Origin of the sequence: Verrucosispora sp. WMMD1129 (genome assembly GCF_029581255.1) — a bacterium.
GTDB lineage: Bacteria > Actinomycetota > Actinomycetes > Mycobacteriales > Micromonosporaceae > Micromonospora > Micromonospora sediminimaris.
Map to the genome: position 1 here is coordinate 5,758,190 of NZ_CP120741.1, position 25,586 is coordinate 5,783,775.

Genomic DNA, 25,586 nt, shown 5'->3' on the forward strand with positions numbered 1-25,586 from the left:
TCCCACCCGACTGCGAATAAGGAGGTGATACCGGTGACCGGAGCACCACAGCCCGCCGGGTTCTCGCTTGTTGACCAGGCGTGGATTCCGGTGCTGGACATCGCCGGGACCCGCCGCGAGGTGTCCCTGCGCGACCTGTTCGAAAAGGCCAACGACCTGCGCATGATCGCCTGCGAGTTGCCCACGCAGAGCTTCGCGATCCTGCGCCTCGCGTTAGCGGTCCTGCACCGCGCCACGGACGGTCCGCCGGTGGAGGCCGCCTGGCGCACGCTGTGGCGGGGCCGTCAACTACCGACCGCCGACATCGCCGAGTATCTCGACGCCTTCCGAGACAGGTTCGACCTGCTGCATCCGCACCAGCCGTTCTACCAGGTCGCCGACCTGCGGGCGGCGAAGGAGAACACATACGGCCTGGAACGGCTGATCGCCGACGTACCGAACGGGATGCCGTTCCTGACCACCCGCGCCGGACCAGGCATGGAGTCGATCAGCCCGGCGGAGGCGGCCCGCTGGGTGGTGCACTGCCAGGCGTACGACACCTCCGGCATCAAGACCGGAGCGGTCGGTGACCCCCAGGCCAAGAACGGCAAGGGCTATCCGATCGGCGCGGGATCGGTCGGGTGGCTGGGCGGCGTCCACCTGGAAGGCGCGAACCTGCGAGAGACCCTGCTGCTCAACCTGGTGCCGTTCGCTCCCGGCTGGCAGTCGGGCGACGAGCGGGACCTGCCGGTGTGGGAGCGCGAGCCGCACACCGCCGCCGAGGAACCCGCCTCGACGCGTGGCCCGTACGGCTTGCTCAGCCTCTACACCTGGCAGTCCCGCCGCATCCGGCTGTTCGGCGATGCCGACGGCATCACCGGAGCCATGATCGCCAACGGTGACCGGATCGAATGGCAGGACCGGCACCTGCTGGAACCCCTGAGCGTCTGGGGTCGCAGCGCACCCCGCGAACGCGACCAGAAACGCACCCCGATCTACCTGCCCCGACCGCACGACCACGGCCGGGCCCTGTGGCGCGGGCTGCAAACCCTGCTGCCCGCGCCGCCACCGCCCGGTGGTGAGCCGCCGCAGCGGCTGCCGCCGATGGTGGTGCAGTGGCTGGCCCGGCTCACCGTCACCGGCGTCGTCGGCACCGACTTCCAGACCCGCACCCGTGCCGTGAGCATCACCTACGGCGCCAAGCAGTCGGTTGTCGACGAGGTGTTCAGCGATGCGCTGACGATGAACGTGCTGCTACTGGTGGCGGACTCGGCGCTGCGCGCGACAGCAGTCGACGCGGCCGGCGACGCCGAGGCCGCAGTGACCGTGCTGCGCCGCCTCGCCGACAACCTGGCCCGCGCCGCCGGTAGCCGGGACACCGAGGGTGGCGCCGCCGACCGCGCTGCCGAGCGCGCGTACGCCCTGCTGGACCGGCAGTTCCGCGACTGGCTGGCGCGCCTGGGCCCGGACAGCGACCCGGCCGCCGAGCGGGGCCAGTGGCAACGGCTGGTCTGGCGGGCCATCAGCCGGCTCGGTGCCGGGCTGGTGGAAGCGGCAGGCCCGACGGCATGGGTCGGCCGCACCGGCACCGACCGCGCCGGCCGGGATGTCCACTACTCCAGCTCCCAGGCCGAGGCGTGGTTCCGCACCGGTCTGGCCAAGGCGTTGCCGATGGGGGTCGAATCCCCGCAGCAGAGACAGGAGCAACCAGCATGACCACGGCAGTGGAAGCCGATCCGGCGGGCCCACCCCACAAGGTGCGGTACCGGCGTCGCCGGGAACTCGGCGAGCACGTCGCCCGCACCGTCGGCCACCTCCAGGCGCGGGCGTTGAGCACCGTGCCGCAACCCGAGGCGGTCAGCGCACTCGCGCGGCTGCGGCGCGGTATCGGACGAACCCCCGGCTTCGACTTCACCCTGGAGCGGTACGTGCAGGTGCCAGAGCACCTGCTGGGTCACCGCCCCGCCGACGACACCGAGCCGACCGACGCCGAACAGGCCGCCCACGACGCGGTCACCCTGTACTCGCTGCACCAGCAGTCCCGCCGGGAACGCATGCACGCCGACGGACGCGGGCTCGGCCACGCCATGGCCGACCTGGTCCGCAGAACGGCGGGGCCGGACGGGGTACGGCGACGGTTCGCCGCCCTCGGCACCGCCAGCACCTACCCCGAGAGCATCTACCACCTGCGCAGCCTGATCACGATGCTGCGGGAACACCAGATCCCACTCGACTACGGCCTGCTCGCCGACGACCTCCAGACCCTCCGCCGCCCTGACCGCCGCCCCACCATCCAGGCGATCTGGGGACGGGAGTTCTTCCGCAGCCGACCCAGCACCCACGCTGACGCTCCGAACACCGACAACTCCGAGGAGGACCCGTCATGAGCCGCACCATCATCGACATCTACGCCCTGCAGACCGTACCGCCGAGCAACCTCAACCGCGACGACACCGGCTCACCGAAGACCGCCGTCTACGGGGGCGTACGTCGTGCGCGGGTGTCCAGCCAGGCGTGGAAGCGGGCGATCCGGCTCTCCTTCGCCGACCTGCTCGACCGCTCCCAGCTCGGCGAGCGGACCAAGCGCGTGGGGGAGTCCCTCGCCGGGCGGATTCGGGCGCTCGACCCGAGCATGTCCGAGGAAGCAGCGTCGGCGCTGGCTGCCGACACCTTCGTGGCTGGTGGCCTGGCCAAGGCCGACAAGAAGAAGGGCGAGCTGAAGGACGTCGAGTCCGGCTACCTGCTGTTCCTGAGCCACCGGCAACTGGACAACCTCGCCGCCGCCGCGCTGGAAGCGGCGCAGACCGGCGGCACCCTCGACAAGGCCCGGTTCAAGGCGCTCGTCGACTCCGAGCACTCGGTCGACATCGCGATGTTCGGGCGGATGGTCGCCGACATGACCGACATCAACGTCGACGCCGCCTGCCAGGTCTCCCACGCCATCAGCGTCCACGCCGTCGACAACGAGTTCGACTACTTCACCGCCGTTGACGACCGCAAAGCCGACGCCGCCGAAACCGGCGCCGGCATGATCGGCACCGTCGAATTCAACTCCTCCACCCTGTACCGGTACGCCACCGTGGACGTCGACGCCCTGCACCGCACCCTCGGCGACGCCACTGCCACCCGGGCCGCCGTCGAAGCGTTCCTGACCGCGTTCGCCCGCAGCATGCCCACCGGAAAGCAGAACACCTTCGCCCACCGCACGCTCCCCGACGCCGTGCTGGTCCGGCTGCGCGACACCCAGCCGATCAACCTCGTCGGCGCCTTCGAGACACCCATCCGGGAGACCCACGCCGCCGGACGCATCGAACTGGCCGCCGAGGCACTGGCGAAGCACACCGTGGCGGTCGAGAGCGCCTACGGGGAACGGCCCGTCGGCAGCTGGGTCACCCAGGTCGGCGAGCGGACCGCAGTCCTGGCCGACCTGGGCAAGGCAGTCACCTTCAGCGAACTCGTCACCGGGGTGGGGGAGCAGGTCACTGTGGCACTCGGGCAGCCGGCATGAGTGTGCTGCTGCTGAAACTGGCTGGCCCACTGCAATCGTGGGGCTCGTCCAGCCGCTTCGCCCGACGGGGAACCGAGGTCGCACCGACGAAGAGCGGCGTCATCGGCCTGCTCGCCGCCGCCAAGGGCATGCGACGCACCGAACCGCTCACCGACCTGCTGGGCCTCCAGTTCGGCGTACGCCTGGACCAGCCCGGTCAGATCCTGCGCGACTTCCAGACGGCACGGTCCCTCGACGGCCGCCGCAGCGCACCATTGACCTACCGCTTCTACCTGTCCGACGCGGTCTTCCTCGCCGCCGTCAGCGGCGAACGGACCCTACTGACCGGCCTGGCCGAGGCTCTGGACCGCCCCCAGTTCCCCCTCTACCTCGGCCGTCGATCCTGCCCACCGGTCGGCCCGATCAACCTCGGCGTCCACGACGACACCCTCGACGACGCGTTGAGCCAGTGGCCCTGGCTCGCCGCCGCCTGGCACCGCAAGAAGGCCGCCCACACCGTCCGCCTGGAGATCATCCGGGATGCGCGCCCGGGGGAGCCGGTCACCGAAACGGTTCCCGACGAGCCGGTCAGCTTCGACCCCGCACATCGGCAACACACCTGGCGGTCGGTGGTGCGCCGGCACGTCGACGTCACCAACGACCTCGTCGAGCGGGCCGGTGTCGCCGAGCACGACCCGCTGAGCCTGCTGGGAGGCTGAGCATGTTCCTCACCCGGTTCCAGATTAACGCCGCCCGCCGCAACGCCCGCAAGCTGCTCGCCTCGCCGCACGCCATGCACGCGGCCGTCCGCGCCGCCTTCGCCGACGCCGCCGACTACGAGCGCCCCGCAGCCCGCACGCTATGGCGCCTCGACACCCCGGCTACCGCCACCGTCCACCTCTACATCGTCAGCCCTGGACGACCCGACCTCACCCACCTGGTCGAGCAGGCCGGCTGGCCCACCAGCGACGAAGCCTGGACCACCCGGGAGTACGACGGCCTGCTCGCCTCGCTGCGACCGGGCCAGGAGTGGGCGTTCCGCCTCACCGCCAACCCGACCCACAGCGGACGAAAGACCGCCGAGGCGAAGGAGACGCAACGCTTCGGATACCTCCGCGAGCACGAACAAACCGCATGGCTGCTCGGGCGGGCCGAACGACATGGCTTCGCCCTCGCGACACAGCAGGACGGCCGCCCCAACCTGCGGTTGCACAGGCGTCAGACGCAGTCCTTCAAACGTGGCATGGGAACCGTCACCCTCACCACGGCCACCTACGACGGCATCCTCCAGGTCCTCGACGCCGAAGCCTTCCGACGCGCGTTGACCAGCGGGATCGGGCACGCCAAGGCGTACGGCTGCGGCCTGCTCACCCTCGCTCCCGTCCAGGACCGCCAGTGAAGATCCCCGGCGTCCCACCGGCGGAACTGGCCGACCTCAACCGCGCGCAGGACCGGCTCAGCTTCATCTACCTCGAACGCTGCGTCATCCACCGCGACAGCAACGCGATCACCACAACCGACGACAAGGGCGTCACCCACATCCCGGCCGCCACCCTCGGCGTGCTCCTGCTCGGACCGGGCACCAGCATCACCCAGCAAGCGATGATGCTGCTCGCCGACAACGGCGCGACCGCGGTCTGGGTCGGCGAACACGGCGTGCGCTACTACGCCCACGGACGCCCCCTCGCCCGATCCAGCCGACTACTCGTCGCCCAGGCCGCCGCAGTCACGCACCGCGACCGGCGGCTCCACGTCGCGCGGGAAATGTATCGGATGCGCTTCCCCGGCGAAGACACCACCGCCCTCACCATGCAGCAACTCCGCGGCAAAGAGGGAGCCCGAGTACGCCGCAGCTACCGCGAACATGCCAAGCGGACCGGTGTGAACTGGAACAACCGCGAGTACAACCCGGACGACTTCACCGACAGCGATCCCGTCAACCAGGCATTGTCCGCCGCCCACGCCTGCCTGTACGGCGTCGTGCACGCCGTCGTCGTCGCGATCGGCGCCTCACCCGGCCTCGGTTTCGTCCACACCGGGCACGACCGATCCTTCGTCTACGACATCGCCGACCTCTACAAGGCCGACATCACCATCCCGGTCGCCTTCGACATCGCCGCCAGCGGCTCGACCGACATCGGCGCGGACACCCGCCGCGCTGTCCGCGACCGCATCCACGACGGTGCCCTCCTCGACCGCTGCGTACGCGACATCCGCACTCTGCTGCTCAGCCCTGGCCCCACCGGGCCGATCGACGAGGAGTGGCTCGACGAGGAAGCAGAGAACGACACCGTACGCCTCTGGGACGACAGCGGCCACGAACTCACCAGCGGCCGCAACTACGGCGGTGGAGCCGACTTCTTATGACCGTCATTATCCTTACCGCCTGTCCCGAAGGGCTGCGCGGCCACCTGACTCAGTGGCTGCTCGAAATTTCCGCCGGCGTGTACGTGGGCCACGTGAACAGCCGAATCCGGCAACGTCTCTGGGGCAAGGTTGTCGAGATGGCCGGGCCTGGCCGGGCCCTGCTCGTCCATCAGCAGCCAGGTGAACAACGGCTGTGCTTCCAGGTCCACGACCACCACTGGCAGCCCGTGGACCTCGATGGCATCACGCTGATCCGTCGACCCACCGACCGGAAGACCTACAACCCGGCCCTGTCTCGGGGCTGGAGCAAGGCATCAAAGCGTCGCCGCTTCGGAGGGTCTGTCAAACGAACGGTGTAACTCGGGTTGTTGACGGCTACTTGCGGCCTGCGGACAGGCGTCCTTCGAAGGCGATGTCGAAGGCGTTGAGGGCTGGCTTCCAGCGGATGGTCCAGCGCCGGCGGCCCTGCCCGGTGGGGTCGAGGCTCATCACGGCCAGGTAGACGCATTTCAGCGCGGCGGCCTCGTTGGGGAAGTGGCCGCGGGCGCGGACGGCGCGGCGGATGCGGGCGTTGACGCTCTCGATGGCGTTGGTGGAGCAGACGACGGTGCGGATCTCGGCGTCGAAGGCCAGGAACGGCACGAACTCCGCCCACGCCTGCTCCCACAGCCGCACGATCGCCGGATACTTGCCGCCCCACGCCTCGGTGAACTCGGCGAACCGGGCCCTGGCAGCCGGCTCGGTGGGCGCGGTGTAGACCGGCCGCAGGGCTTTGGCGATGGCGTCCCAGTGCTGCCGGCCGGCATACCGGAACGAGGCACGCAGCAGATGGATCACGCAGGTCTGCACCACCGCTTCGGGCCACACCTCGCCGATCGCGTCGGGCAGCCCTTTGAGTCCGTCACAGACCACCATGCACGCGTCCGCGACACCGCGGTTCTTCAGCTCGGTGAGGACCTGCAGCCAGAACTTGGCGCCCTCACCGCCGTCACCGGCCCACAGCCCGAGGATGTCCCGGGTGCCGTCAACGGTGACGGCCAGGGCCAGGTAGATGGGCCGGTTGGCGACCTTCCCGTCACGGATCTTCACGTGCACCGCGTCCAGGAAGATCACCGGGTAGACCGGGTCCAAAGGCCGGTTCTGCCACTCGGTCATGCCCTCGACAACCTTGTCAGTGATCGTCGAGATCGTCTGCCGTGACACGTCGGCACCGTAGACCTCGGCGAGGTGGGCCTGGATCTCCCCGGTGGTCAGGCCCTTGGCGGACAGCGAGATGACCATGTCGTCCACACCGGACAACCGACGCTGCCGCTTGCGGACGATCTGCGGCGCGAACGACCCATCCCGGTCGCGCGGCACGTCAATCTCGACCGGGCCGACATCGGTGAGCACCGTCTTGGCCCGCACACCGTTGCGGGAGTTCCCGCCGTTCCTGCCCGCCGGCTCGCCCTTGTCATAGCCCAAGTGATCGGTGATTTCGCCCTCAAGCGCTGATTCCAGGACTCGCTTCGTGAGCTGCTGCAACAGACCGCCGTCGCCGGTCAGCTGCAGACCCGCCGCACGGGCCTGCTCCACGATCTGGGCGACGAGTTCCCCGTCGAGACCCTCCGCCGGTTGTCCCGGCCCGTTCTTCGCCACCGCGGCAGTATCCACGGCGGCCATCGATCCATCAGACATCAGGTGCTGCTCCTTGATCAGGAGTTACACCGTTCGTCTTACAGTCCCGCTTCGGACGCCGTTCTCGGGAGAACGACCGCACCTCGGCGGCGATCGCGAAACGAGGTGAAGAAGACGAACTCAGTTGAACTCTCAGTAACCTTTCTGCGCCGAAGTCATGTCGCCGTATCGGGATCACCCCGCGAGCAGTGAGGCGATTTTATGAGTGACAGCTACGTAGAGGATCACCGCCGCGTGCGCAGGGAGCAGAGTTTGTTCGCCGTCTGGTAGGCCGGCTGGGCGGGATCACCCCGCGTACGCGGGGAGCAAGTCGCCTCGTGGTCATCCAGGCGCCCCAATGGGGATCATCTCCGCGTGCGCGGGGAGCAGAGGTTGGCCAGGTCGACCACTGCGCGGCGGGCGGGATCACCCCCGCGTGCGCGGGGAACAGGCGCTGGGGGTCATTTGGGCGACGGTGTTGTTGGGATCACCCCCGCGTGCGCGGGGAGCAGATCGACACCGTGCACGCCTTCCTGCGCACCAAGGGATCACCCCCGCGTGCGCGGGGAGCAGAAGCTGGGCGAGGTCGACACGCCCACCCGCACGGGATCACCCCCGCGTGCGCGGGGAGCAGGGCACCGTCCACCGCAGCCGACCCACCGTCGCGGGATCACCCCCGCGTGCGCGGGGAGCAGTTCTTCTCTAGGGTGTCGATTCCCCGGGGCCGCGGATCACCCCCGCGTGCGCGGGGAGCAGGTCCAGCCGTACGCGGCGGAGAACACCCGCCGGGGATCACCCCCGCGTGCGCGGGGAGCAGTGGGATTTGCAGTCGAGCGGCGGCGGCTACCGGGGATCACCCCCGCGTGCGCGAGGAGCAGCACAGGCCGTAGGAGTTGTCCGGGGGCCGCGTGGGATCACCCCCGCGTGCGCGGGGAGCAGCGACGGCCCGGTTGAGTAGGGCGGTGCGCTGAGGGATCACCCCCGCGTGCGCGGGGAGCAGGCCGCAATCGACCCGTAGGCGGTGTCCGGGATGGGATCACCCCCGCGTGCGCGGGGAGCAGACGTCCTACGGCTACCGGACGTGGTCCGGGGCGGGATCACCCCCGCGTGCGCGGGGAGCAGTCAGAGCTTCCACCTATGGCTGGTGTGCCAGCCGGATCACCCCCGCGTGCGCGGGGAGCAGGGCCGGTGCTAAGAGTGTGTTTGAGAAGGTCTGTTGTGGACGGTGTGGCGGCGTGACATCTGTTGCCGGGGCGGGCAGGGTGGCGCGGTGGTTGCACGTCGCGGTTACCCCTCGGACCTGACTGACGCCCAGTGGGCGCTGATCGAGCCGTTGTTGCCCGAGCCGAGCACGGACGGCCGCAGGGAGAAGCATCCGCGTCGGGAGATCGTGAACGCGATCTTGTACGTGGTGCGGTCGGGGTGTCCGTGGCGCTATCTGCCGGCGGATCTGCCGCCGTGGCAGACGGTGTACTGGTACTTCACCCGGTGGGAAGAAGCCGGCGTCACCGAGAAGCTCCTGACCACGCTGCGGGTCAAGGCGCGGGTGCAGCAAGGCCGTCAGCCGGACCCGTCGGCGGGGATCATCGACTCCCAGACGGTGAAGGGCGCGGATACCGTGGGTCGGGACAGTCGGGGCTACGACGCCGGGAAGAAGGTCAACGGCCGCAAGCGGTTCATCGTCACCGACACCCTGGGACTGCTGGTCGCCGTCACCGTCCTCGCCGCGAGTTGGCAGGACCGCGACGGTGCCAAGACCGCCCTGCTGGGCGCCTACATGATCAGCCCGATCCGGCATGTCTACGCCGACCAGGGCTTCGCCGGCCGCCTGGTCGACTGGACTCGCGACACCTTGCGCACCACCCTGGAGATCGTCCGTAAACCCGCTGACCAGCGCGGCTTCGCCGTCCACCCACGTCGGTGGGTGGTCGAGCGGACTCTGGCCTGGCTCACCGCCTGCCGCCGCCTGGCCCGCGACTACGAACGCCACCCGGCCATCTCCGCAGCCCTCATCCGCTGGGCCGCCATCGCCGGCATCACCCGCCGCATCACCCGCGGCCAACCCGCCCGCCGGCAACCCCGCCGCACCTTCACCAGGACCTGATCAACTCCATCTCAAACACGCACTAAGTGGGCGTTGGCTACCCCCGAACGGCTGGTCCCACAGTGCCGTCGAGTGCGCTCTTTCAGGCCGCTAGCGGGTGGCCGACTTGGCGTTTTGGACGAGAGTGGAACGCACGTCAGCTACCTGACAGTTCCGCCGGTGATCGTCTGAGTACGATCGCCCGCGCTGGAGATGGGAGGAAGATGTGGCGCTTTTTAGGAAACGGAACACGCAGCCGGTAACGCCTCGCCACGTTGTGGAACCGCCGGCACCCCGGCGACCGGAGTCGGCATCAGCGCTTCTTAACGTGCTGTCGGCCGGGCTCGAAAGCGCACTGCCGGAGAGCCAGCGCTCGGCCATCTGGTCCGGGTTCAACGGTCCAGTTGATTCCTCAGAGGCCAGCGAGAGTCGGCGCGCTTTTATATCGCTCGACTGGCTAATCCGAAGCTGGACTCCTCAGTGGACGAGATATGTCGACGGCGTCGGCGAGGAGCTAGCGGTCAAGCTCGAAGGGTTGCCGCCGATCGTTGACCTCCCCACAGCCGAGACCGCGGGAAACTTCGTCGGCGTCTTGGAGAGCATTCCGGCAGAGGCCGAGAAGACGATCGCAAAGTACAAGGGCAACGCCTACGATGAGGCAGCCGCTGCGGCGGCCCGAGAGGCAGCGAGCAGAGTATGCGCGGAGTCGGCGGGTAGTGCCGTGGCCAACGCCGCCGCGTCGACCAACCTCGATGCGTGCATGGCTGCGCGGACGGATGTGGCGCTGGCTGGCGTGACCGCAATCGCGCTCCTAGCCAGTCTAGACGGGGTTGCTCCCTACATTCGGCATTGGGCGTCCGGTCCGGGTGACGCCGAAGCGAAGATCATCTCGGTTCAGGCTCTAGCGCCTCACGCGGCGTGGCGTTCACTCAGTCCGACTGCCGAGTCTCTTCAACAGTCGGCGTTGCAGCTTCATCGCCGCCTCGCGATGTTGGGCTAGAGATTTGCAAGGGGACGCGATTACCACTCTAGACATCGGAGACACCCGAGGCGCGGCGGCCGCCGCGTTCCGTTGTGACGCGCTTGCCTCTTACGTCGTCGAGCGAAACCTCAGCCTGGTACAGGCTCTCTCGGCGGCCGCGAAACGGGCCGGTGACCTCCAGCAAGCGAACGAGGCCGTCCTGTCCGACCTGTCGGCACGCACGCTTAGCTCCGCCACGTCGCGGCATCTACGCAACGCTCAGGTCGCGACCCAGCGGGTTTACGGCCTCATCCAGGATGAGATCCGACGAAGTCATCGCGCCGCAAGCGACAGGGCGGACGGTGGTGCCGCGCTGGCGGCCGAGTTCGATCGCCTCGCGCAGGCATGGCGGCAATCCGTCCAGAACGCCGTGGAGGCTGCCCGACTGGCGGCTCAGACTTTGCCGGCCGAGCTCGATGTTCTGGAACCCATTGTGGGACAAGTACACCCTGGTCCGGCGTCACGTCTGCCCGCGTATGTCTTCCCACAGGACAGCTACAAGGGAGATGGCCAGCGCGACGAGACGCAGGAATGCCGGTGGCTGATGGAATTGGAGGTTTTGCCCGACCGCCCCTGGGCCGTAGTCCCCCGCATCGATCGTGGCGAGCGGAGCGTCATCTTCCAGCCAGATGACCGTGACTTTCCGGTGGAGGCCGCGTGCCGTGCCGTGCAAGCCGTCATAGTCGACCAGATGTCCCGTGCCGCACCGAATACGTTGCGGCTGACCTGGATCGACACCCTACACCAAGGACAGAGCGCCGGTCCGCTGCTCGACTTAGTGACCTCAAACAGCCGGGTGATCGATGAACAGGTGTGGACCCAATCCGACGACATCGAGCAGGCGCTGCGCCGCGCCAGCGAGCGGATGACGCAGATCGAACAGCACTGCCTGCGGGGCCGACATGCGGATCTGGACGACTACAACCGGCAGGCCGGCGCACTTGCCGAGGCCCGCCACGTGATCGTCGTCTCGGGGTATCCACATGGCCTCAGCGCGACGAGTGCGGAGCAACTAAGGCGAATCACCGAGTCCGGAGGACGGCTCGGCGTCTCGGCGCTGGTGGTGATGCATCCCTTGATGGCGTCGCTTGCTCGCCTGGTGGATGGCCTTGCGCCGGGATACGCGCGCTTGGCGGACGGCGTCAACCCGCCGAGCCTGCCGTCGTGGTGGGAAAACGGTCATCTGCTGCGTGGCGATTATGTATTGGGTCGGGCCGGACGCCCTTATGCCAGCGTGACCACTCGCGACACGGGTGTGACAGTCTGGGTGCCGGTCCGCTTCCGACAGCTTGCCGTCTCGGCAGCGGCCAAGATCGTTGGCGCCTATGCCTCAGCTGCCGACCGGTTGCCGCCCTCGGGAATGAGCGCCCGCAAACAGGCTGAACAAGAGCTCGACCCGGCGGTACGCACCCCGGCGGTACGCTCGGCGATGATTCGATGGTTGTATGACCAGCAGCTGGTGGGCGCTGCACCCGAGGACTGGGAGATCTTCGTTCAGACCGGATCCTCGTCGCTTCGCTTTCTGCACCGCGAACCACTCGGCCACGACGAAGTCCGTAGGCAGGCTGCCTACCTCTACCAAGAGGCTTATGTGGATGCAGCCGACGGTTCCGAGGGCTGGACGAGCCCGAGACTTACCGCACGAGGGACAGACAAAGCACTAGCTCGCGATAACACTCTGGCGGGCTACCTGCTCAGCAGCTCAAGGACGGTTGTGCACATGACCGAACAGAACAACTATGGCCTGAACATTCAAGGCGGTGTCCATGGCGGGCAGGTGTCTTGGATTAACGGTATCGCTGAGCAAAATCAGGTGAATGATTTGCGTGCCGCACGTGGGTACGAGAGCGTCGCGGAAGTTGTCAAGGAAGTTCTCGCCCAACTACCGCAGTTTGGGCTTCCGGAGGATGAGGCCGAAGGGGCGCGCGACAGCGCCAACGAGCTTTTGGTCGAGACCTCTTCGCCGACACCGAACCGGAGCAAAGTGCTTCGGTCGCTGGCCGCGCTCAAGGGATTTCTACTGCCGGTCCTGAACCAAGCGGCAGATGGCGCGGGAGCGGGAGCGCACGAAATGGCCAAGACGGCTGTCCAACGACTGCAGCACATCTCCTTCTAAGCCTGTTAGTAGATCCCAATACAGCCACCCGGGGACGACACGGATGAATGAAGACGAGATTCGAAACGCGATCAAGATGAGCCTGGAAGCGGCTTTTAGCAACGTCGTAGTTAACGAATTTGGTTCAGTCATGGTCTACATGCCGGGGAACCCCATCGGCTGCAAGATCGCTCGTCTCCCAGACGGATCATTGATAGTTAACCTTGAGGCACCAATTCTTCTTGACGTCCCGACACCCCCATCGAGCCTATACGAATTGATCTGCTTGCTGGCCGGGAAAATCGGCTACGGTTCCTTCCTCGTGATCGGCCACTCCAACAAGGACATTCACATATTCCTGAGAGCGCAGCTCCTGCCCGAGGTAGCCTGCGGACCAGAGATTCGCCGCGCGGTCGAGCTGCTCCACGCTGCCTCGATCCAGGAGATTCAACGATTCCGCTCCTTCACTCCGCCGATTGGCGGTACTACGGTGCAGTGAGCCGCACGTCAGCCAGCAAATGGCCGACGAACTGGCGCCACCTTGCGAGGGAAGACAGCACAGCCGGTGCTGCGGGGTCACGCTCGACCACTTCAAACGTCATGTCGAGCTCCTGGGCATCCCGCTCGTGCCGCCGTCCGCGCTCCGTGCTGTGGAACTCGCAGTGACGCAGAGGGGTCTGCGGTGGGTTTATGGTGCTTGGAGCCAGCGGGTGTGGATGTCTTGGTAGCGGAGTGGGTCGACGGCTGCCGGGTCGTTGAGGAGTTCGACGAGTAGGGCGCCGTTGGGGAGCCGTCGTGTGTGGGCGATGATCTCGGGCAGTGGTGCCGGTGGCAGGTGGCGATCGGGGCCGAGGTAGGTCCACCAGCCGAGTTCTGCGGGCCAACCACCGGCAGGGTGAGAGCCGTCGTGGATGTCGAGGTGCCACACCTGCTCGGATGACCACTCGTCGAGAATCCGCCCGACATCGGCCTGCAGTCGCTCGGCGGCTTCAAGCCACAGGCTGGTCAGCCGGGCGTGCAGGTCGCGGAAGGTGTCGGCCTCTGGGACTGGGCGACGGTGACAGAACACCGCGTCCAGCGCCCACGTGAGAGTCCCCGCCCGCCACGCTACGAAGACATCGACCCCGTCAGTGGTCCACAGTTGGCCACCCGCGGTGCCCGTCGCCATGGCGTCGAGTGCCGCTTGCGGGTCGTCTACCGTGCGTGCGTCGCCGTCCGGGTTGGTGAACAGGTTGATCAGCCCGTCGGGGCGTTGCGGGCGCAGGCCATGGCAGGCCGCCAAGGCGTACAGCTCGCGAAGAGCCGGCTCTGCCGCCGCCGGCACGTGTAGTTCCCAGAACCAGTCCGACCCCACGACGGCATGATGACGATCGGCTTCAGGCCGCAGCAAGCCACTACCACCAGAACACGGTGAAGCGCGGCTTCGTCGCGGCGGACACACTATCGCTTGGCACATTCTTTGCAAGATCGAGTATACGGACATGCCGCAGATCGGGCGTTGCGGTACGTGACCGAGGACAGCAGAGCCTGGCGCGCGGTCGTGCCGAAGAGCGTGCATCCGATTCAAGAATGCCCTGATCGGCCGCAGCTACTCACCGTCAGCGAACTCTGTCCGGCACCGCCTGACGCCACCGACCGATCACGACGGGATGTGCACCGGAGGGCCATTGTGAATTCTTCGATCGGATTCCACGGCCGGCCGCCGAGCCCGAGCCGGAGCAGCCGCCCCGGCCCGCCTGGATGAAGCCGGCGGATCTGCTCGGCGCGGCGGTACCCCGGCATGTCGACCCGGTGCCTGTGGCTTGCCGCTGGCTTGCCTAGCCGGAGACATCGCCCTTGCGGCCCGCGGGCGCCATCGCCTGATCCGCTTGCAAGCGGTAGCGTATCGAGCGGGGTAATTCCACGGAAGGATCAACGATGACGCTGCGCGATACCCCGCCGTTCCGTGCCGACCACGTCGGCAGCCTGCTCCGCCCAGCCCTTCTGCTCAAAGCGCGCGAGCAGATGGCCACCGGCGAGATCAGCGCCGACGAGCTGCGCGCCATCGAGGACGAGGCCATCCGCGACGTGATCCGCATGCAGCGCGACGTGGGTATGCGCTCAGCCACCGACGGCGAGTTCCGGCGCACCTCATGGCACATGGACTTTATCTACCGTTTAGGGGGGATTCGTCCCACCGATGAGAAGATCCAGGTGCACTTCCGTAACGATCAGGGCGAGCTCGATTTCGAGTCGGCGGCGCTGGCGATCGACGCCCCGGTCCGGCTCACCGAGACGATTTTCGGCGACGACTTCACCTTCCTGGCGAACGAGGTGGATGACGACGTCACCGCCAAGCTGACCATCCCGTCGCCCAGCATGGTCCACTACCGGGGCGGCCGCGCGGCCATCGACCCGAAGGTCTACCCCGACGAGGAGCAGTTCTGGGCCGACCTCAGTGCCGCCTACGCCGAACAGGTCCGCCGCGTCGCGGACCTGGGCTGCCGCTACCTGCAACTCGACGACACCAGCCTCGCCTACCTGAACGACCCCGCTCAGCGGCAGCTGCTCAACGAACGCGGCGACGACGCCGAACACCAGCACCTGCGCTACATCCGCCAGATCAACGCCGCGATCGCCGACCGCCCCGCCGGCCTGGCCGTCACCACCCACATGTGCCGCGGCAACTTCCGCTCCTCATGGGCCGCCGAAGGCGGCTACGACTTCGTCGCCGAAGCCCTGTTCAGCGAGCTGGCCGTCGACGGCTTCTTCCTGGAGTACGACGACGAACGCTCAGGCGGTTTCGCCCCGCTGCGTTTCGTCCCGCCCGGCAAAATGGTCGTCCTCGGCCTGGTCACCACGAAGAAGGGCGCCCTCGAATCCAAGGACACCCTCAAGCGCCGCATCGACGAGGCCGCCAAATACGTCCCGCTCGACCGAATCTGCCTCTCCCCGCAGTGCGGCTTCTCCTCAACGGTGGAAGGCAACGTGCTCACCTACGACGAAGAGGTCGCCAAACTCCGGCTGATCGCCGAAACCGCAGAGGAAATCTGGGGCTGACCGCTCAGAGGGCGGTCGGAGATCTCTGGTGTTGGTCTATGCGTTGTGTCCGGTTGGGGATCGTTGCGCCTCGCACCAGAAAGGTCCCGAGCGATCCAGGTCGGCGCAGTCCAGGACCACCGCCAGGATGACGTCGCTGCGTCCACCAAACCGAGCCGGCCCGTCAGTCATTGCTGCAGGCTATGCGGCAACCATGGGCTCCGGACGGGGCGCCTCGCAGGAGGTACTGCGCTTGCCCAATAGGCCACCGGGTCTGCCGCCGACCGGCCGCGCTGTCTGCGCTGACGGTGTTCCGGCGGACGTCTCTGCGACCACGGACAACGGAGCTTGACCGGGATCATCGGCCTTTGTCCTCGGTACGACTACTGTGGTGGGGGTGTCGGAGTTGCCGGTCGCTGCGCTGACGTCGGCATTCCCCGAAGTGCTGGCCGCGCAGGTTCGGGCCGTCCAGCAGGTGCTGCGTCCACCGGAGTTGAGTCATGCGGCCCCGTTTCCGGTACGCGTTGGCGGAGAAGCGCTGCTCATCCCGTACCGGGTGTACTACCCCGTACCGGACGCCGATGTCCTGCGAGACCTGACGGTTCACCAACAGCTGGTCCTGGGATGCATCTTCACCCGGCACCATGACGGGCTCGTGCGACAAGCGCACTTGGAGCAGGTCATCGGGTCCACGGAGCCTTGGGTGGTGCCATATGTGGTGCAACTCGTCGGGGAGTACGTGCTGCAAATCATCCTTGCTATCCGGCGGGAGTTGACCGCGGTGGGCGTCGTCGGGACCACTCAGCAGACTGTTTACGGACAGTTCATTGCCGACAACCCGACGGACTTTCGCCTCGTCCGCCAGCGGGTGGCCAGATATTGGGCCTGTTACTACCGCAGCAGGTACATACGCCTCGCGGACTATCCCGGGGAGACCCTCGCTGCCGCCCTCCAGCTCGCAGCGCGCCATTACGCCGCTGCGCACTGATCTGCCGCCGACCGGGCGTCACAGCGCGTGACGGAGGAACGGCGGCGACAGGCGCGTTCGTGCCGATGAGCGTGCGTTGGGCCGAGGCAGGGGTGGTGCTGGCCGCGCGGCGATGCGGGCTTATACACGAGGCTGGGCTTGACCGCGATCCATTCGCGGAGCTGGTCGGCGAGCCGTTCATCCTGGACCTCGTCCAGGTGCCATTGAGCAGCATTGACCAGGTTTCTCGCAAGGCGAGACAGGCGCATCTGGGTGCGGTCAAGTCTGTGCAGGTCTCGGCGGGCGCCGAGCATGGGCACTTGGTCCCGACCAACCGGGATGGCGTCAAGGCAGGCCCGGACGATGTCATCAGCGGATGGCAGCAGATCCGGTAACTCGGCTCCCGCGCGTCGCATGTCAGCCGCGAAGTAGGCCACCTTCTCGGCGCTTTCGGCTCGGGTGAGGACACCGCGGGCCTGTCCCTGGCGCAGTAGCCATAGCTTCAGCTCCACCCAGTCGGCCCGCCGACGTGGTTGGTCGCCAAGGAGTTGGTCGATGACCAGCAGCAGATACAGCCACCAGTTGACCCGTGCGCTCGTTGCCGGCTGGCGGCGGTCCAGCCAGTCCCTACGCTGGTTGTCGCCGAGCCGTAGCAGATGAGCCAGCCCATCGGTGATGGCCTGACGCTGCGCTCCGAGACCCGCGGCCGCCACGGCCTCGGGAGGTTGCCGCCCACTGATCGACCAGACGTCGCCAACGTCGGTCACCTCCCCGCCTGGAGTGGGGGCGACCACGAGGGACACCCGCGACTCGGCAAGCCAGTAACGCCGGAAGCCGGCATCAGACGCTTGAGTGATCTCGTCGAGTCGATAGCCGAGCCGCTCCAATTCGGCGTTCAGGCGCGCGAACCCCAGGTGTCGACCGAACGGCCCGTACCGTCGGATGAGGCTCCCGGTGACGTCGAGGGACGCCAAGCGGTGCACTTGCACGGTGAAGCCCGTCGCATGCCAGGGATCGGATCCGGACCGACGCGCCCAAAAGAACTCCACCAGGCCGTAGTCGCGCCGCATCACCGCATGGCCGCAGTCCTCGACGAAGTCAGTACCGATCGCGTGAGCTACGCCGTCCGGCGAGTCGATCAGGCCCACTCCGACCACGGCGCCACTGACGATCACGTCCACAAAGATGTCCAGATCAGCCACCCGGCAAGCGTGAACAAGCAACCGCCGCGACGCAAACACGATCGGCCACCCAACGACCGATCTCCGGCCCGTCGCGCATGCGCATCCGCACATGCCGCCGTCCGCGTGCTGTCGGGAAGGCGCTGGCGCAGCCGGGTGCGGTGGCCTGCAGGGCTGCCTTGTACCGTGGCTGATCACCTATGGCTTACTGTCGTCCAGCGTGGACGGCGTTTAAGTAGTTCGGCTGGAGGTAGGCGGGCTGAACTCGATCGCTCACCTACTGCCCAAGGCACGTGGCCGGTGCGGGGTGTACGAGTTGACCTTCGCCGACGGCCAGCGCTACGTGGGGCAGGCTGTAGATGTGGTGACACGGTTCTGCGCCCACCGCCGGACTTGGTCGGACATCGTCGAGATCGCCTTCCAACGCGTCAACCGTAGCCAGCTCGACGAGGCGGAGCGTGATCAGATCCGCCGGCGCGAGGCAGCCGGGGTGCAGCTGCGCAATGTCGTACACACCGCGGGTCGGCTCGGTGTCAGCGAACTGGACGTTCTCCTACCGCCAGCGGAGCAGCGACGCTGGCTGATTGACCACAAGCCGCGGATAGTTCGCCTCGGTAGCCGGCCACACGATCCCGTCCTACACCACCGGGGTCGACATCGCTTCACTCGGCTGACGGCCGATCCGCGGTTCACCGACGAGTTGGCCCGCCTGGTGGGCACCTACCTGCGCGCCATGGTACCGGTGCCGGAGCTGACGGAGCTGAGCTACTGGACGATCAGCGCGCTCCCGGCTACCAACGTCGCCACCTACCCGCGCCTGCTCACCGTCTCGGTGCACGCTCTGGAGACCCTGTACGTCTACCACGACAGACACACTCCGCAGGATCTGCGCCTCTGCATGAATATCGATCGGGCTGCCGCAAGATCGCACCTTCGTACTCGCCTCGGACTGGCGTGGATGAACACGGTCGAGGCCTGCTACCGGATCCGCCCCGGGGTGCTGGGACTGCACTTCACGTCGATACGATCCGTCCACGACGCGCTCACCCACCCAGGAATCATCAAGGCTGCCCGCAGGCTCAACCTGGACCTCATGCGCAAGGGCCCGGCGCTGAACTGGAAGACCCACTGTCCGGACCTCGTCGAGCACGTCCTGTCCATCTGACCGGAACAGTGCCAAACCAGCACTACCAAGGCGGACATGATCCGCGTCCGGTGACGTCCGAACCTGCTCAAGCCGGTCCGGCCTGCATGTCTACGGAAAGGCGACCGAGGATGGCTGTATGCGACGGATGGCCTGGGCGTCAGGTGAAGCGTGGTGGCTGCTTCGGTCGCGAGAGCGCAGATGATCAGGGTCAGCCTGAGCCTCCTAACGGGAGGTGACGGGAATCATCATTCGAGCACGTACGCCGTCACATGGCCAAGGGGCGAATAGCCAGCAGCATCCTGCCCGCTACCGCCCGGTGTCCGCTGATCGAGCGGTAAGTTCGCTGGCTGCAGCGGATGGATCCGTAGTAGAGCGGAGCTTGATGATCACGGGATATGACACGGTCCTCATCACGGCCGCGCCGGTCGACGCTGGCATTCGAGTGATGCTGGACGATCTGCACGGCAGATGGCCGAATATGGTGGTCGCCCTGGGCGGGGACCACGTCGGGCCCTTTCTTCCGTGGCGGACGACGCGGGCGCAGGTACCGGCTGGCGCAGGTGAGGTGTACGTCGCGCGCGATGCGGAGATGGAGCGGCGTTGGGACGATCTCGGGTACTCCCTCATGGAGTACGCCGAAGGACCGTTCGCCGTGCTCTACCAGCCCTCCAGCCAGCCGACGGTCGAGATTCAGCTCAATGAAGATCCCTACGGACCAGGAGGATTTGGCTTCGAGCCCTATCCGGCGACGGTGGTCACCGCCGGGCTGTCGCTGGTCACTCTCGTTACGCCGAACGCGGACAGCTCCTTCAGTCAAGGTCTGCTCAACGCGCTCAGACAGGCGCTGATCAGTCAGGCACGCGGCTGATCCATCCCGCTGCGATCTATCGCTGAGCATCGTCATCTGCCGCGCCCGGTGCGCTGCGTTACGTACGGCTCGACCACCGAGACAAGGCCCCTTGACCGCGCTGTCCATCGTGAGATCGGCTCGTCGGCTCATGCCTGCGAGCCGCCGCTGTGCAGTGTCCCGCCGAGCCGGTCCTGGTTCCGGTCCGGACGTGGCCGATGGGCGTGCGCCGTATCGTGTTGGCCATGATCGAGGCCGCTGCGCCGAGGACGCGTAATCGGAGAGGCACGGTTGCCCTCGTGTGCGCGTGCGTGAGTCTGCTTCTGTCGCTGATCGCGTGCGGCGTGGTGGGACTGTCCGTCGGCAGCAACAGCATAGACCTGCTCCCAGTGCAGTCCGGGCCGCAGGTCGCCAGCGCGGCCCAGGTGGAAGCCATCGCTCAGGTGACCCTGCCGCCCGGCAGCGTGCTGCTGGTCGCGGTGTATCGCAATGGCCTGGAAACCCAGCTCTCGGCCAAGTTCCGCATACCCCGCACGGAACTCGACGCCTTCGTCGCCACGGCGAATTTCACGACGGCTCTCGCACCAGGGCTTCGGGCAGTCGACGCCACGCACAACATCGGTGGCGGCAACACATGGGACCCCGAAACCGCCAAGACCATCGCCGGCCTCGATGAGGAGCAGCCACTTGCAGACGGCACCCGCCGAGCGCTCCTGGTCGACCTCGACGCACCCGATGCAGTCACCGTCTACCTGTACGCCAGCCGCGGCTGAACCCTTCAGGCCGGCATATCCTTCGCCGCAAGCAGCGGATGCCGGACGCCGGGTGCGGTTCGGACTTCAGTGCCCACCGTAAAGTGCCTGCGTGATGTCCTGCCGTAGTTGCACCGCCTCTTCGTCGCCGTCGACCAGCAGCAACACCATGAACGGAGCGACCTGCCCCTGCGGTCGGCCGAGCGGGCTGGCCCAGTGGCGAACTGCCCGGGCGAGGACACGGAAGAGCGTGTGCCGGTCCTGGACGCTGTCCGACAACAACTGGGTTGCGTTGTCGACGATCACCAGGTAGCCGTCCGCCGGCAGCCAGCGCAGATCTCGGAGGCAGTCGGACATGGCGTTCCAGTTCCAGCCGAAGTAGCTGGGGAAGAACAACGCGTCCGAGAAGTCGTAGAAGACATGGTCGGCATCCGCCATCCTCGTACCGTCAAGGCGGGCGACCACGAACCTGCCGGACGCTGGTAACACCGCCGCCAACTCCACCACGGAGCCGCGTGAGCAGACCACGAGCGGATCACTCAAGCCGTGCCACGCGTCGTCCGTCATCCTCCTGTCCACCTCAAGCGACGTCCTCCCCAGCTATCGCGGCCCCATGGTGTCACCTACGTCCGGAGCTCCCGCCACGCGTGCGCTTCGGTTGGAACAGTAGGGCCGGTACGCTCGGTCCTGTGATCGAGCTGGGTAGCCGAATGCGGTCCCAGCCGGCGCCTCCCCGAGTTGTCTGGGCATCGCTGATCCGACCTCGCGATCCCAGGGCTCGGCAATGGTTGGACCTGCTTGATGACGAGGTCGACCCACAAATCCTGGATAGCCTTGAACCGCGTCTTGTGGTCTGGTCGTCTCTTTGGGCGGACAGGCTCGACGAACGGATCCGGTTCGATATCGAGCAGGATGGTTATGAAAGTCGGCTGCGCTGGACGCTGCTGACCCCGGGACCGGAGCCGACGGTCAGCAAGATCGGGCACATGCGGTTCCGGCTCAACGTCCTCATCAACGGACGGCTGCGTCGCTCGTACGGTCAATAACGAAGCGGCGTGCCGAGGGCGGAGCACATCGTGGCCGGCGCGGACCAGACCAACTTCCCCATGGTCGCCACCTTTGCGAGGGCCGGCTATCCGATCGCCCAGGAACGCATCGGCCGGATCTGAGCGGGAGCGGACCAGGCCATCACTGACGGACATCCGTGATGGTGGGGGCGGGCGGTGTCAGCGGCGGTCAACGGTCGGCGGAGTTCCGGAAGCGATAGTGAGATCCCAGCCGGGGAGGTCAATGTCGTCGTTCGGCGTGAGCATGGGCCTGTACGAGGTGGCGGCGGGCCGGCCGGCGTGCTCCCACCGGTCGAGCCAGCTCCGCAATGCGGCCAGGGATGGGGATCGTGGGCCGTCGGCGATGATGGTGGAGTTGGTGAGGATCATGGCCGCTGAGGAGGCGGTCGTGTGGCCGATGCCGCGTACGCCGTTGTGGAGAGCGGCGACGCTGCGGTTGTCGCCGGCGGCGACGACCGAGTAGGCCGTCCACGACAGCCAGTCCAGCGGTGATCCGGCGTAGGTTTCGGTGTGCTCGGGATTCAGTAGCAGACGCAGTGCTGCCCGGGCGCCGGTGTGCTGTTGGTCGTCGCGGTCGCGCCAGCCTATGGAGATCCACGCGGGTGCCGGCTGTTGGTGGATGTAATCCACCCAACGGCCAGGGACGGTCAGCGCGTCTTCTACCGGGCTGGCGGTGCTCTGGGCGTAGCCGCCGAAGGTCATTGCGTCGACGCGTGGTTGTCCTGCCGACAGGCTGATGGTCGTGATCATGGTGGTGGATGGCTGCGCGGCGATGGGTAGGCAGGTCACGATTCGGCCGTCGGGGGTCAGTTGGTCCACCCACGCGCGTGGTAGCCGCGGTGGGGTGCACCACGCCACCAACCGCTGGTAGGGGGCGTGCGGCGGGTAGCCGGCCATACCGTCGACGACGTGGCAGGTGATGGTGGTCAGTCCGCGTTGGCGGTGTAGCCGGTCGGCCCAGCTGATCAGGTGCTCGTTGATGTCGATACTGGTTACGCGACCGGATGCTCCGGCCAAGGCGGCCAGTAGCGCGCCGGAGTATCCGGTTCCGGTGCCGATCTCCAGCACGCGAGCGCCCTCAATGACGTCGAGGGCGATCAGCTCCCGGTGGATCGACTCGGAGGCGGAGCGGTGCAGAGTCTCACCGCGGTGCTCGTTGTGGATGTAGTAGTGCTCGGGCACAGCGCGGAATACGACTGCGAGGTCCACCGTCCTGCACTACTCCCATTCCTTCCGGCGGGGGCGTTGACGAGATCGAGCACAGCAGGCGGCGTGATACGCCCTCCGTGACGTGCCCTCGCGACGTGGGCGGTGCCATAGCGGCGGATCAACTCATGGCCCAGCCGTCGTCATCGTCTGAAAAGACGCTAGCCGCAGCCCGAGCTGCTCCGAAAGTCCGCCGCGCAAGCATCGAGGCCGCCTCCGAACAGGTGGGTGAACGCCGGATACGCCGTCGGCGCGGACGTGACCTGGGTGGTGCCTCCTCCTTGCAGACGGTGCCACTGCGAGCGTCGATCCGGCCGGCGGGGATGTCACCGTCCGCGTCGGGATGGATCACAGGTCCGGTACGACTCGTGTGGTCGTCGGACTGGCGCCGACAGCGGGGCTGGACGTGCGTGGCGCCCGATCCCGTGGTCCGGGGCCGCCCTTTGGTGTCGGCGCGTTCGAGGCGGTGGTGGTTACGGTCCGGGTGGGCGGCGGGGGTAGTTGTCGGTGACGGCGAGGATGTCGGCGACGGCGTCGCGCCAGTGCATCGACTGGCGTTCGGTGCCGAAGTGGAGGTGTTCGGCGCAGAACCAGTAGGCGTTTTCCGGGTGGCCGACCCAGTGTGCGGCTTCGCGTCTGGCGAATGCTGCTTTCTCTTGGTCGTTGATGGCGAAGTGCACCACGGTGAATTGTGTTGCTCGGTCGGTTGATCCGCAGACGAGGCACAGCGGTGGCTTCATGATGGTGAGTGTCCCAGCTTCGATCCGAATCTTGGCACCAGGTTTCCGAGGGATACGCGTTCTCGCGGTCACCAGGTGATGATTCGTCGGATGGTGGCGATCTGGTTGGCCCAGCCGTCGATGCGGATGATCGTGACGGTGGCGCCGGTGCGGGGTGCGTGGATGATGAGTCCGTCACCGAGGTACATGCCGACGTGGCGTGGGTTGGTCATGCTGCCGTGGCTGCCGGGGATGAGGATGAGGTCGCCGGGCAGCAGGAGTGCGGGGTCGGTGACCTGGTGGCCGGTGTGGGCTTGGTCGGTGGTGACGCGTGGGATGGTGATGCCGGCTGCCCGGTAGGCGGCCTGCGTCAGCGATGAGCAGTCGCACTGCTGGGCTGGGTCGCCGGAGTGCGGGTTGGTGCAGGAGCCGCCGAAGTGGTATGGGGTGCCGATCTGGTGCATGGCCCAGCCGATGGCGGTCGTGACGGCGGGTGGGGTGTCCGTGGGTAGCGTGAACTGGTCGGGTAGGGGACCGAGTGCGTCGGTGGCGCAGGTGGTGAGGGTGCCGGCCAGGTGCTCCACCAGGTGCAGCGCGTCGTCGGTCCATGTGGCGTAGGCGTGCGGGAAGGCGGAGACCTGGACCGTCTGGGCGGTGTGGCTGAGCGGCATGGACTCCCATCCGGGGACGGTGAGGAGCTTGTCGTAGAACTGTGCGGCTTGGTGGGCGGGGTTCGACAGGTGGGTGGTGGTGCTCCAGCCTTGGCTGGGGCGTTGTTGGAACACGCCGATGGAGTCGTGGTCGTTGCGGTCGCCGAGGTGCGGCAGGTTCCGTAGGCCGGATTCCTGCATGGCGGTGGCGAGGGCGATGACCCAGCCCCAGCGGGGTACGCCTTTGGCGACGCCGACGTCGATGATGGTCGCGGCGATGTCGAGCTGCTCGGTGTCCCACCCGCCGGGTGGGGGACCGGTGAGCCGTGAGGCGGGTATGGCGGCGGCACCGCATCCGCCGGGACCGCCACCGGTGGCGGCCGAGAGCAGGAGTACGGGTAGGCCGAAGCAGGCGACGATGACCACGGCGACGACTCCGATGATGATTCTGATCATGGACGTTGCCCTCCGGTGAAGACGAAAAAGGGCCGGTGCCGCGAGTGCGCGGCCGGCGGGAACGGCCTGCTCCTGTGGGGTGCCGGTGATCGATGAGCGGCAGCAGCCTGGCGGGGGCCGTGCGGAGCAGTCCGGCGATCAGGTCGGTGGCTTCGAACAGGGATTGCCGATCGGGTCGGTGCGGCAGGGCGCCAGCTCCAGTGACCGCGCTCCCCAGGTGGGCACCGACCAGCTGGTGGCGGGGACGGTGAGGAACAGGGCGCCGGTGACCTGCCGGGGCGAGCAGGGTCATCGGCTGGCCGGACCGGTGGCCAGACGCTGGCAGGTGCGGTCGTTTGCGGCGAGGCAGCGCTGGCCGTGGTGGGTGGGGCAGGTGCAGTCGCAGGTGCGCTCGTAGGCGCGGCGGTTCACCGCTGTCTGCCCGGATCGTGAAGCACGAAAAGGGGACGGTGGGCCGCCGACGCGGGCGGCCCACCGTACGGGTTGTGGTCAGGCAGTGGAGGTGCGCAGCACGTCGGCGGCTTGGCGGAGCAGATGCTCGATGGTGCGGCTGGCGTTGTAGTGGTCGTGCCGGCTGTCGATTTCGGCGGCGTAGGCCCAGTCGAAGGTGCCGTGGGTCACGGCGGGCACGTGCCAGAGGTCGCCGGCGTGGTCGAGGAAGAGGGCGCAGCCCCACCGGTCGGCTAGGAGGGTGAGGGGTTGGGTGGTGCAGGTGATGGTGCAGGCGCAGTCGGGGTCGGTGTAGGTGGTGCGCGGCTGCTGGTGGTGGACGAGGCAGCGGCAGTCGCAGAGCCGCTGCCACGGCGGGATGTAGGCCATCGGGTTCCTCCGAACGTCTACGCGCGCACGCCTCGGTCGCCGCCGGCGGTGGGCAGCTTCCGGGTGTAC

General features: G+C 67.4%; 26 protein-coding genes and 1 CRISPR repeat array. Of the genes, 17 read left to right on the plus strand and 9 right to left on the minus strand.

All coding sequences use genetic code 11. The annotated features are described in order from the left end of the window. The first annotated feature begins 33 nt into the window (after positions 1-33). Genes casA through cas2e form a run of 7 tightly spaced genes read left to right on the plus strand, consistent with a single transcriptional unit; the run spans position 34 to position 6,192 of the window. Positions 34-1,695 carry a type I-E CRISPR-associated protein Cse1/CasA gene (gene casA, locus O7624_RS26790; protein ID WP_282237747.1) on the plus strand — a complete coding sequence of 554 codons (1,662 nt, stop codon included), beginning with the start codon at positions 34-36 and terminating at the stop codon, positions 1,693-1,695. Further along, on the plus strand, positions 1,692-2,366 hold the full coding sequence (gene casB, locus O7624_RS26795; protein ID WP_282237748.1) for a type I-E CRISPR-associated protein Cse2/CasB: 675 nt from the start codon (positions 1,692-1,694) through the stop codon (positions 2,364-2,366). The genes casA and casB overlap by 4 nt, the downstream gene beginning before the upstream one ends. Next, positions 2,363-3,487, plus strand: coding sequence for a type I-E CRISPR-associated protein Cas7/Cse4/CasC (gene cas7e, locus O7624_RS26800; protein WP_282237749.1), 1,125 nt, complete (start codon positions 2,363-2,365; stop codon positions 3,485-3,487). Before casB ends, cas7e begins: the two co-directional genes overlap by 4 nt. Further along, positions 3,484-4,185 carry a type I-E CRISPR-associated protein Cas5/CasD gene (gene cas5e, locus O7624_RS26805; RefSeq protein ID WP_282237750.1) on the plus strand — a complete coding sequence of 234 codons (702 nt, stop codon included), beginning with the start codon at positions 3,484-3,486 and terminating at the stop codon, positions 4,183-4,185. Before cas7e ends, cas5e begins: the two co-directional genes overlap by 4 nt. 2 nt (positions 4,186-4,187) lie before the next feature. Continuing rightward, positions 4,188-4,865 carry a type I-E CRISPR-associated protein Cas6/Cse3/CasE gene (cas6e, locus tag O7624_RS26810; protein ID WP_282237752.1) on the plus strand — a complete coding sequence of 226 codons (678 nt, stop codon included), beginning with the start codon at positions 4,188-4,190 and terminating at the stop codon, positions 4,863-4,865. Beyond that, positions 4,862-5,833, plus strand: coding sequence for a type I-E CRISPR-associated endonuclease Cas1e (gene cas1e, locus O7624_RS26815; protein ID WP_282237753.1), 972 nt, complete (start codon positions 4,862-4,864; stop codon positions 5,831-5,833). The genes cas6e and cas1e overlap by 4 nt, the downstream gene beginning before the upstream one ends. Beyond that, a complete protein-coding gene (cas2e, locus tag O7624_RS26820; protein ID WP_282237754.1) occupies positions 5,830-6,192 on the plus strand; it encodes a type I-E CRISPR-associated endoribonuclease Cas2e in 363 nt (120 codons plus the stop codon). Before cas1e ends, cas2e begins: the two co-directional genes overlap by 4 nt. A gap of 16 nt (positions 6,193-6,208) precedes the next feature. On the opposite strand, the gene O7624_RS26825 is transcribed toward cas2e, so the two are convergent. Then, the gene (locus tag O7624_RS26825) at positions 6,209-7,510 is read right to left on the minus strand and encodes an IS256 family transposase (protein WP_282236516.1); all 1,302 of its coding nucleotides are present in this window, start codon (positions 7,508-7,510) and stop codon (positions 6,209-6,211) included. A gap of 220 nt (positions 7,511-7,730) precedes the next feature. Continuing rightward, positions 7,731-8,672: a CRISPR direct-repeat array (repeat unit 29 nt; unit sequence GGGATCACCCCCGCGTGCGCGGGGAGCAG). An 87-nt stretch (positions 8,673-8,759) separates the two neighbouring features. On the opposite strand from O7624_RS26825, the gene O7624_RS26830 reads away from it, so the two are divergent. The 4 genes from O7624_RS26830 to O7624_RS26845 all read left to right on the plus strand — a co-directional run bounded on the left by O7624_RS26830 (position 8,760) and on the right by O7624_RS26845 (position 13,187). Next, positions 8,760-9,593, plus strand: a complete 834-nt coding sequence (locus O7624_RS26830) for an IS5 family transposase (protein ID WP_282237755.1) — start codon at positions 8,760-8,762, stop codon at positions 9,591-9,593. A gap of 307 nt (positions 9,594-9,900) precedes the next feature. Continuing rightward, positions 9,901-10,572: a hypothetical protein gene (locus O7624_RS26835; RefSeq protein WP_282237756.1), complete on the plus strand. Its 672-nt coding sequence runs from the start codon at positions 9,901-9,903 to the stop codon at positions 10,570-10,572. A gap of 4 nt (positions 10,573-10,576) precedes the next feature. Then, positions 10,577-12,709 (plus strand): hypothetical protein, encoded by a 2,133-nt coding sequence (locus tag O7624_RS26840; protein ID WP_282237757.1) that lies wholly within the window; start codon positions 10,577-10,579, stop codon positions 12,707-12,709. Between the two features lie 43 nt (positions 12,710-12,752). Next, positions 12,753-13,187 (plus strand): hypothetical protein, encoded by a 435-nt coding sequence (locus O7624_RS26845; RefSeq protein ID WP_282237758.1) that lies wholly within the window; start codon positions 12,753-12,755, stop codon positions 13,185-13,187. A 189-nt stretch (positions 13,188-13,376) separates the two neighbouring features. On the opposite strand, the gene O7624_RS26850 is transcribed toward O7624_RS26845, so the two are convergent. After that, positions 13,377-14,042, minus strand: coding sequence for a hypothetical protein (locus O7624_RS26850; RefSeq protein ID WP_282237759.1), 666 nt, complete (start codon positions 14,040-14,042; stop codon positions 13,377-13,379). Positions 14,043-14,605: 563 nt separating this feature from the next. Between O7624_RS26850 and O7624_RS26855 the strand changes: the two genes are divergently transcribed. Both O7624_RS26855 and O7624_RS26860 read left to right on the plus strand, forming a co-directional pair. Beyond that, positions 14,606-15,727, plus strand: a complete 1,122-nt coding sequence (locus O7624_RS26855) for a 5-methyltetrahydropteroyltriglutamate--homocysteine S-methyltransferase (protein ID WP_282237760.1) — start codon at positions 14,606-14,608, stop codon at positions 15,725-15,727. A 376-nt stretch (positions 15,728-16,103) separates the two neighbouring features. Beyond that, a complete protein-coding gene (locus O7624_RS26860; protein ID WP_282237761.1) occupies positions 16,104-16,694 on the plus strand; it encodes a hypothetical protein in 591 nt (196 codons plus the stop codon). On the opposite strand, the gene O7624_RS26865 is transcribed toward O7624_RS26860, so the two are convergent. After that, positions 16,676-17,875 (minus strand): hypothetical protein, encoded by a 1,200-nt coding sequence (locus O7624_RS26865; RefSeq protein ID WP_282237762.1) that lies wholly within the window; start codon positions 17,873-17,875, stop codon positions 16,676-16,678. The genes O7624_RS26860 and O7624_RS26865 overlap by 19 nt on opposite strands. 286 nt (positions 17,876-18,161) lie before the next feature. On the opposite strand from O7624_RS26865, the gene O7624_RS26870 reads away from it, so the two are divergent. From O7624_RS26870 to O7624_RS26880, 3 genes are all read left to right on the plus strand, one after another. Then, complete coding sequence (locus O7624_RS26870) at positions 18,162-19,019, plus strand: hypothetical protein (RefSeq protein WP_282237763.1); 858 nt, start codon at positions 18,162-18,164, stop codon at positions 19,017-19,019. Between the two features lie 364 nt (positions 19,020-19,383). Next, a complete protein-coding gene (locus O7624_RS26875) occupies positions 19,384-19,869 on the plus strand; it encodes a hypothetical protein (protein WP_282237764.1) in 486 nt (161 codons plus the stop codon). A 224-nt stretch (positions 19,870-20,093) separates the two neighbouring features. Continuing rightward, a complete protein-coding gene (locus O7624_RS26880) occupies positions 20,094-20,621 on the plus strand; it encodes a hypothetical protein (RefSeq protein WP_282237765.1) in 528 nt (175 codons plus the stop codon). A 66-nt stretch (positions 20,622-20,687) separates the two neighbouring features. On the opposite strand, the gene O7624_RS26885 is transcribed toward O7624_RS26880, so the two are convergent. Next, positions 20,688-21,167 (minus strand): barstar family protein, encoded by a 480-nt coding sequence (locus O7624_RS26885; protein WP_282237766.1) that lies wholly within the window; start codon positions 21,165-21,167, stop codon positions 20,688-20,690. A gap of 122 nt (positions 21,168-21,289) precedes the next feature. Between O7624_RS26885 and O7624_RS26890 the strand changes: the two genes are divergently transcribed. Further along, entirely contained in the window at positions 21,290-21,646 is a 357-nt protein-coding gene (locus O7624_RS26890) for a hypothetical protein (RefSeq protein ID WP_282237767.1), read from the plus strand. 180 nt (positions 21,647-21,826) lie between these two features. Here O7624_RS26890 and O7624_RS26895 read toward each other — a convergent pair whose 3' ends face one another. From O7624_RS26895 to O7624_RS26915, 5 genes are all read right to left on the minus strand, one after another. Further along, positions 21,827-22,876, minus strand: a complete 1,050-nt coding sequence (locus O7624_RS26895; protein WP_282237768.1) for a methyltransferase domain-containing protein — start codon at positions 22,874-22,876, stop codon at positions 21,827-21,829. Between the two features lie 470 nt (positions 22,877-23,346). Next, positions 23,347-23,613 carry a hypothetical protein gene (locus O7624_RS26900; protein ID WP_204014696.1) on the minus strand — a complete coding sequence of 89 codons (267 nt, stop codon included), beginning with the start codon at positions 23,611-23,613 and terminating at the stop codon, positions 23,347-23,349. 68 nt (positions 23,614-23,681) lie between these two features. Next, positions 23,682-24,698, minus strand: a complete 1,017-nt coding sequence (locus O7624_RS26905) for an NlpC/P60 family protein (RefSeq protein WP_282237769.1) — start codon at positions 24,696-24,698, stop codon at positions 23,682-23,684. 288 nt (positions 24,699-24,986) lie between these two features. Next, entirely contained in the window at positions 24,987-25,109 is a 123-nt protein-coding gene (locus tag O7624_RS26910) for a hypothetical protein (RefSeq protein WP_282237770.1), read from the minus strand. 78 nt (positions 25,110-25,187) lie between these two features. Beyond that, positions 25,188-25,517 (minus strand): hypothetical protein, encoded by a 330-nt coding sequence (locus tag O7624_RS26915; protein WP_282237771.1) that lies wholly within the window; start codon positions 25,515-25,517, stop codon positions 25,188-25,190. Positions 25,518-25,586 lie beyond the last annotated feature (69 nt).

Coding starts and splice junctions, on each gene's coding strand:
- casB (WP_282237748.1), top strand. CDS start 1,692: ATGACCACGGCAGTGGAAGCCGATCCGGCGGGCCCACCCCACAAGGTG.
- cas7e (WP_282237749.1), top strand. CDS start 2,363: ATGAGCCGCACCATCATCGACATCTACGCCCTGCAGACCGTACCGCCG.
- cas5e (WP_282237750.1), top strand. CDS start 3,484: ATGAGTGTGCTGCTGCTGAAACTGGCTGGCCCACTGCAATCGTGGGGC.
- cas6e (WP_282237752.1), top strand. CDS start 4,188: ATGTTCCTCACCCGGTTCCAGATTAACGCCGCCCGCCGCAACGCCCGC.
- cas2e (WP_282237754.1), top strand. CDS start 5,830: ATGACCGTCATTATCCTTACCGCCTGTCCCGAAGGGCTGCGCGGCCAC.
- O7624_RS26825 (WP_282236516.1), bottom strand. CDS start 7,510: ATGTCTGATGGATCGATGGCCGCCGTGGATACTGCCGCGGTGGCGAAG.
- O7624_RS26845 (WP_282237758.1), top strand. CDS start 12,753: ATGAATGAAGACGAGATTCGAAACGCGATCAAGATGAGCCTGGAAGCG.
- O7624_RS26855 (WP_282237760.1), top strand. CDS start 14,606: ATGACGCTGCGCGATACCCCGCCGTTCCGTGCCGACCACGTCGGCAGC.
- O7624_RS26875 (WP_282237764.1), top strand. CDS start 19,384: ATGATCACGGGATATGACACGGTCCTCATCACGGCCGCGCCGGTCGAC.
- O7624_RS26880 (WP_282237765.1), top strand. CDS start 20,094: ATGATCGAGGCCGCTGCGCCGAGGACGCGTAATCGGAGAGGCACGGTT.
- O7624_RS26885 (WP_282237766.1), bottom strand. CDS start 21,167: ATGACGGACGACGCGTGGCACGGCTTGAGTGATCCGCTCGTGGTCTGC.
- O7624_RS26900 (WP_204014696.1), bottom strand. CDS start 23,613: ATGAAGCCACCGCTGTGCCTCGTCTGCGGATCAACCGACCGAGCAACA.
- O7624_RS26905 (WP_282237769.1), bottom strand. CDS start 24,698: ATGATCAGAATCATCATCGGAGTCGTCGCCGTGGTCATCGTCGCCTGC.
- O7624_RS26915 (WP_282237771.1), bottom strand. CDS start 25,517: ATGGCCTACATCCCGCCGTGGCAGCGGCTCTGCGACTGCCGCTGCCTC.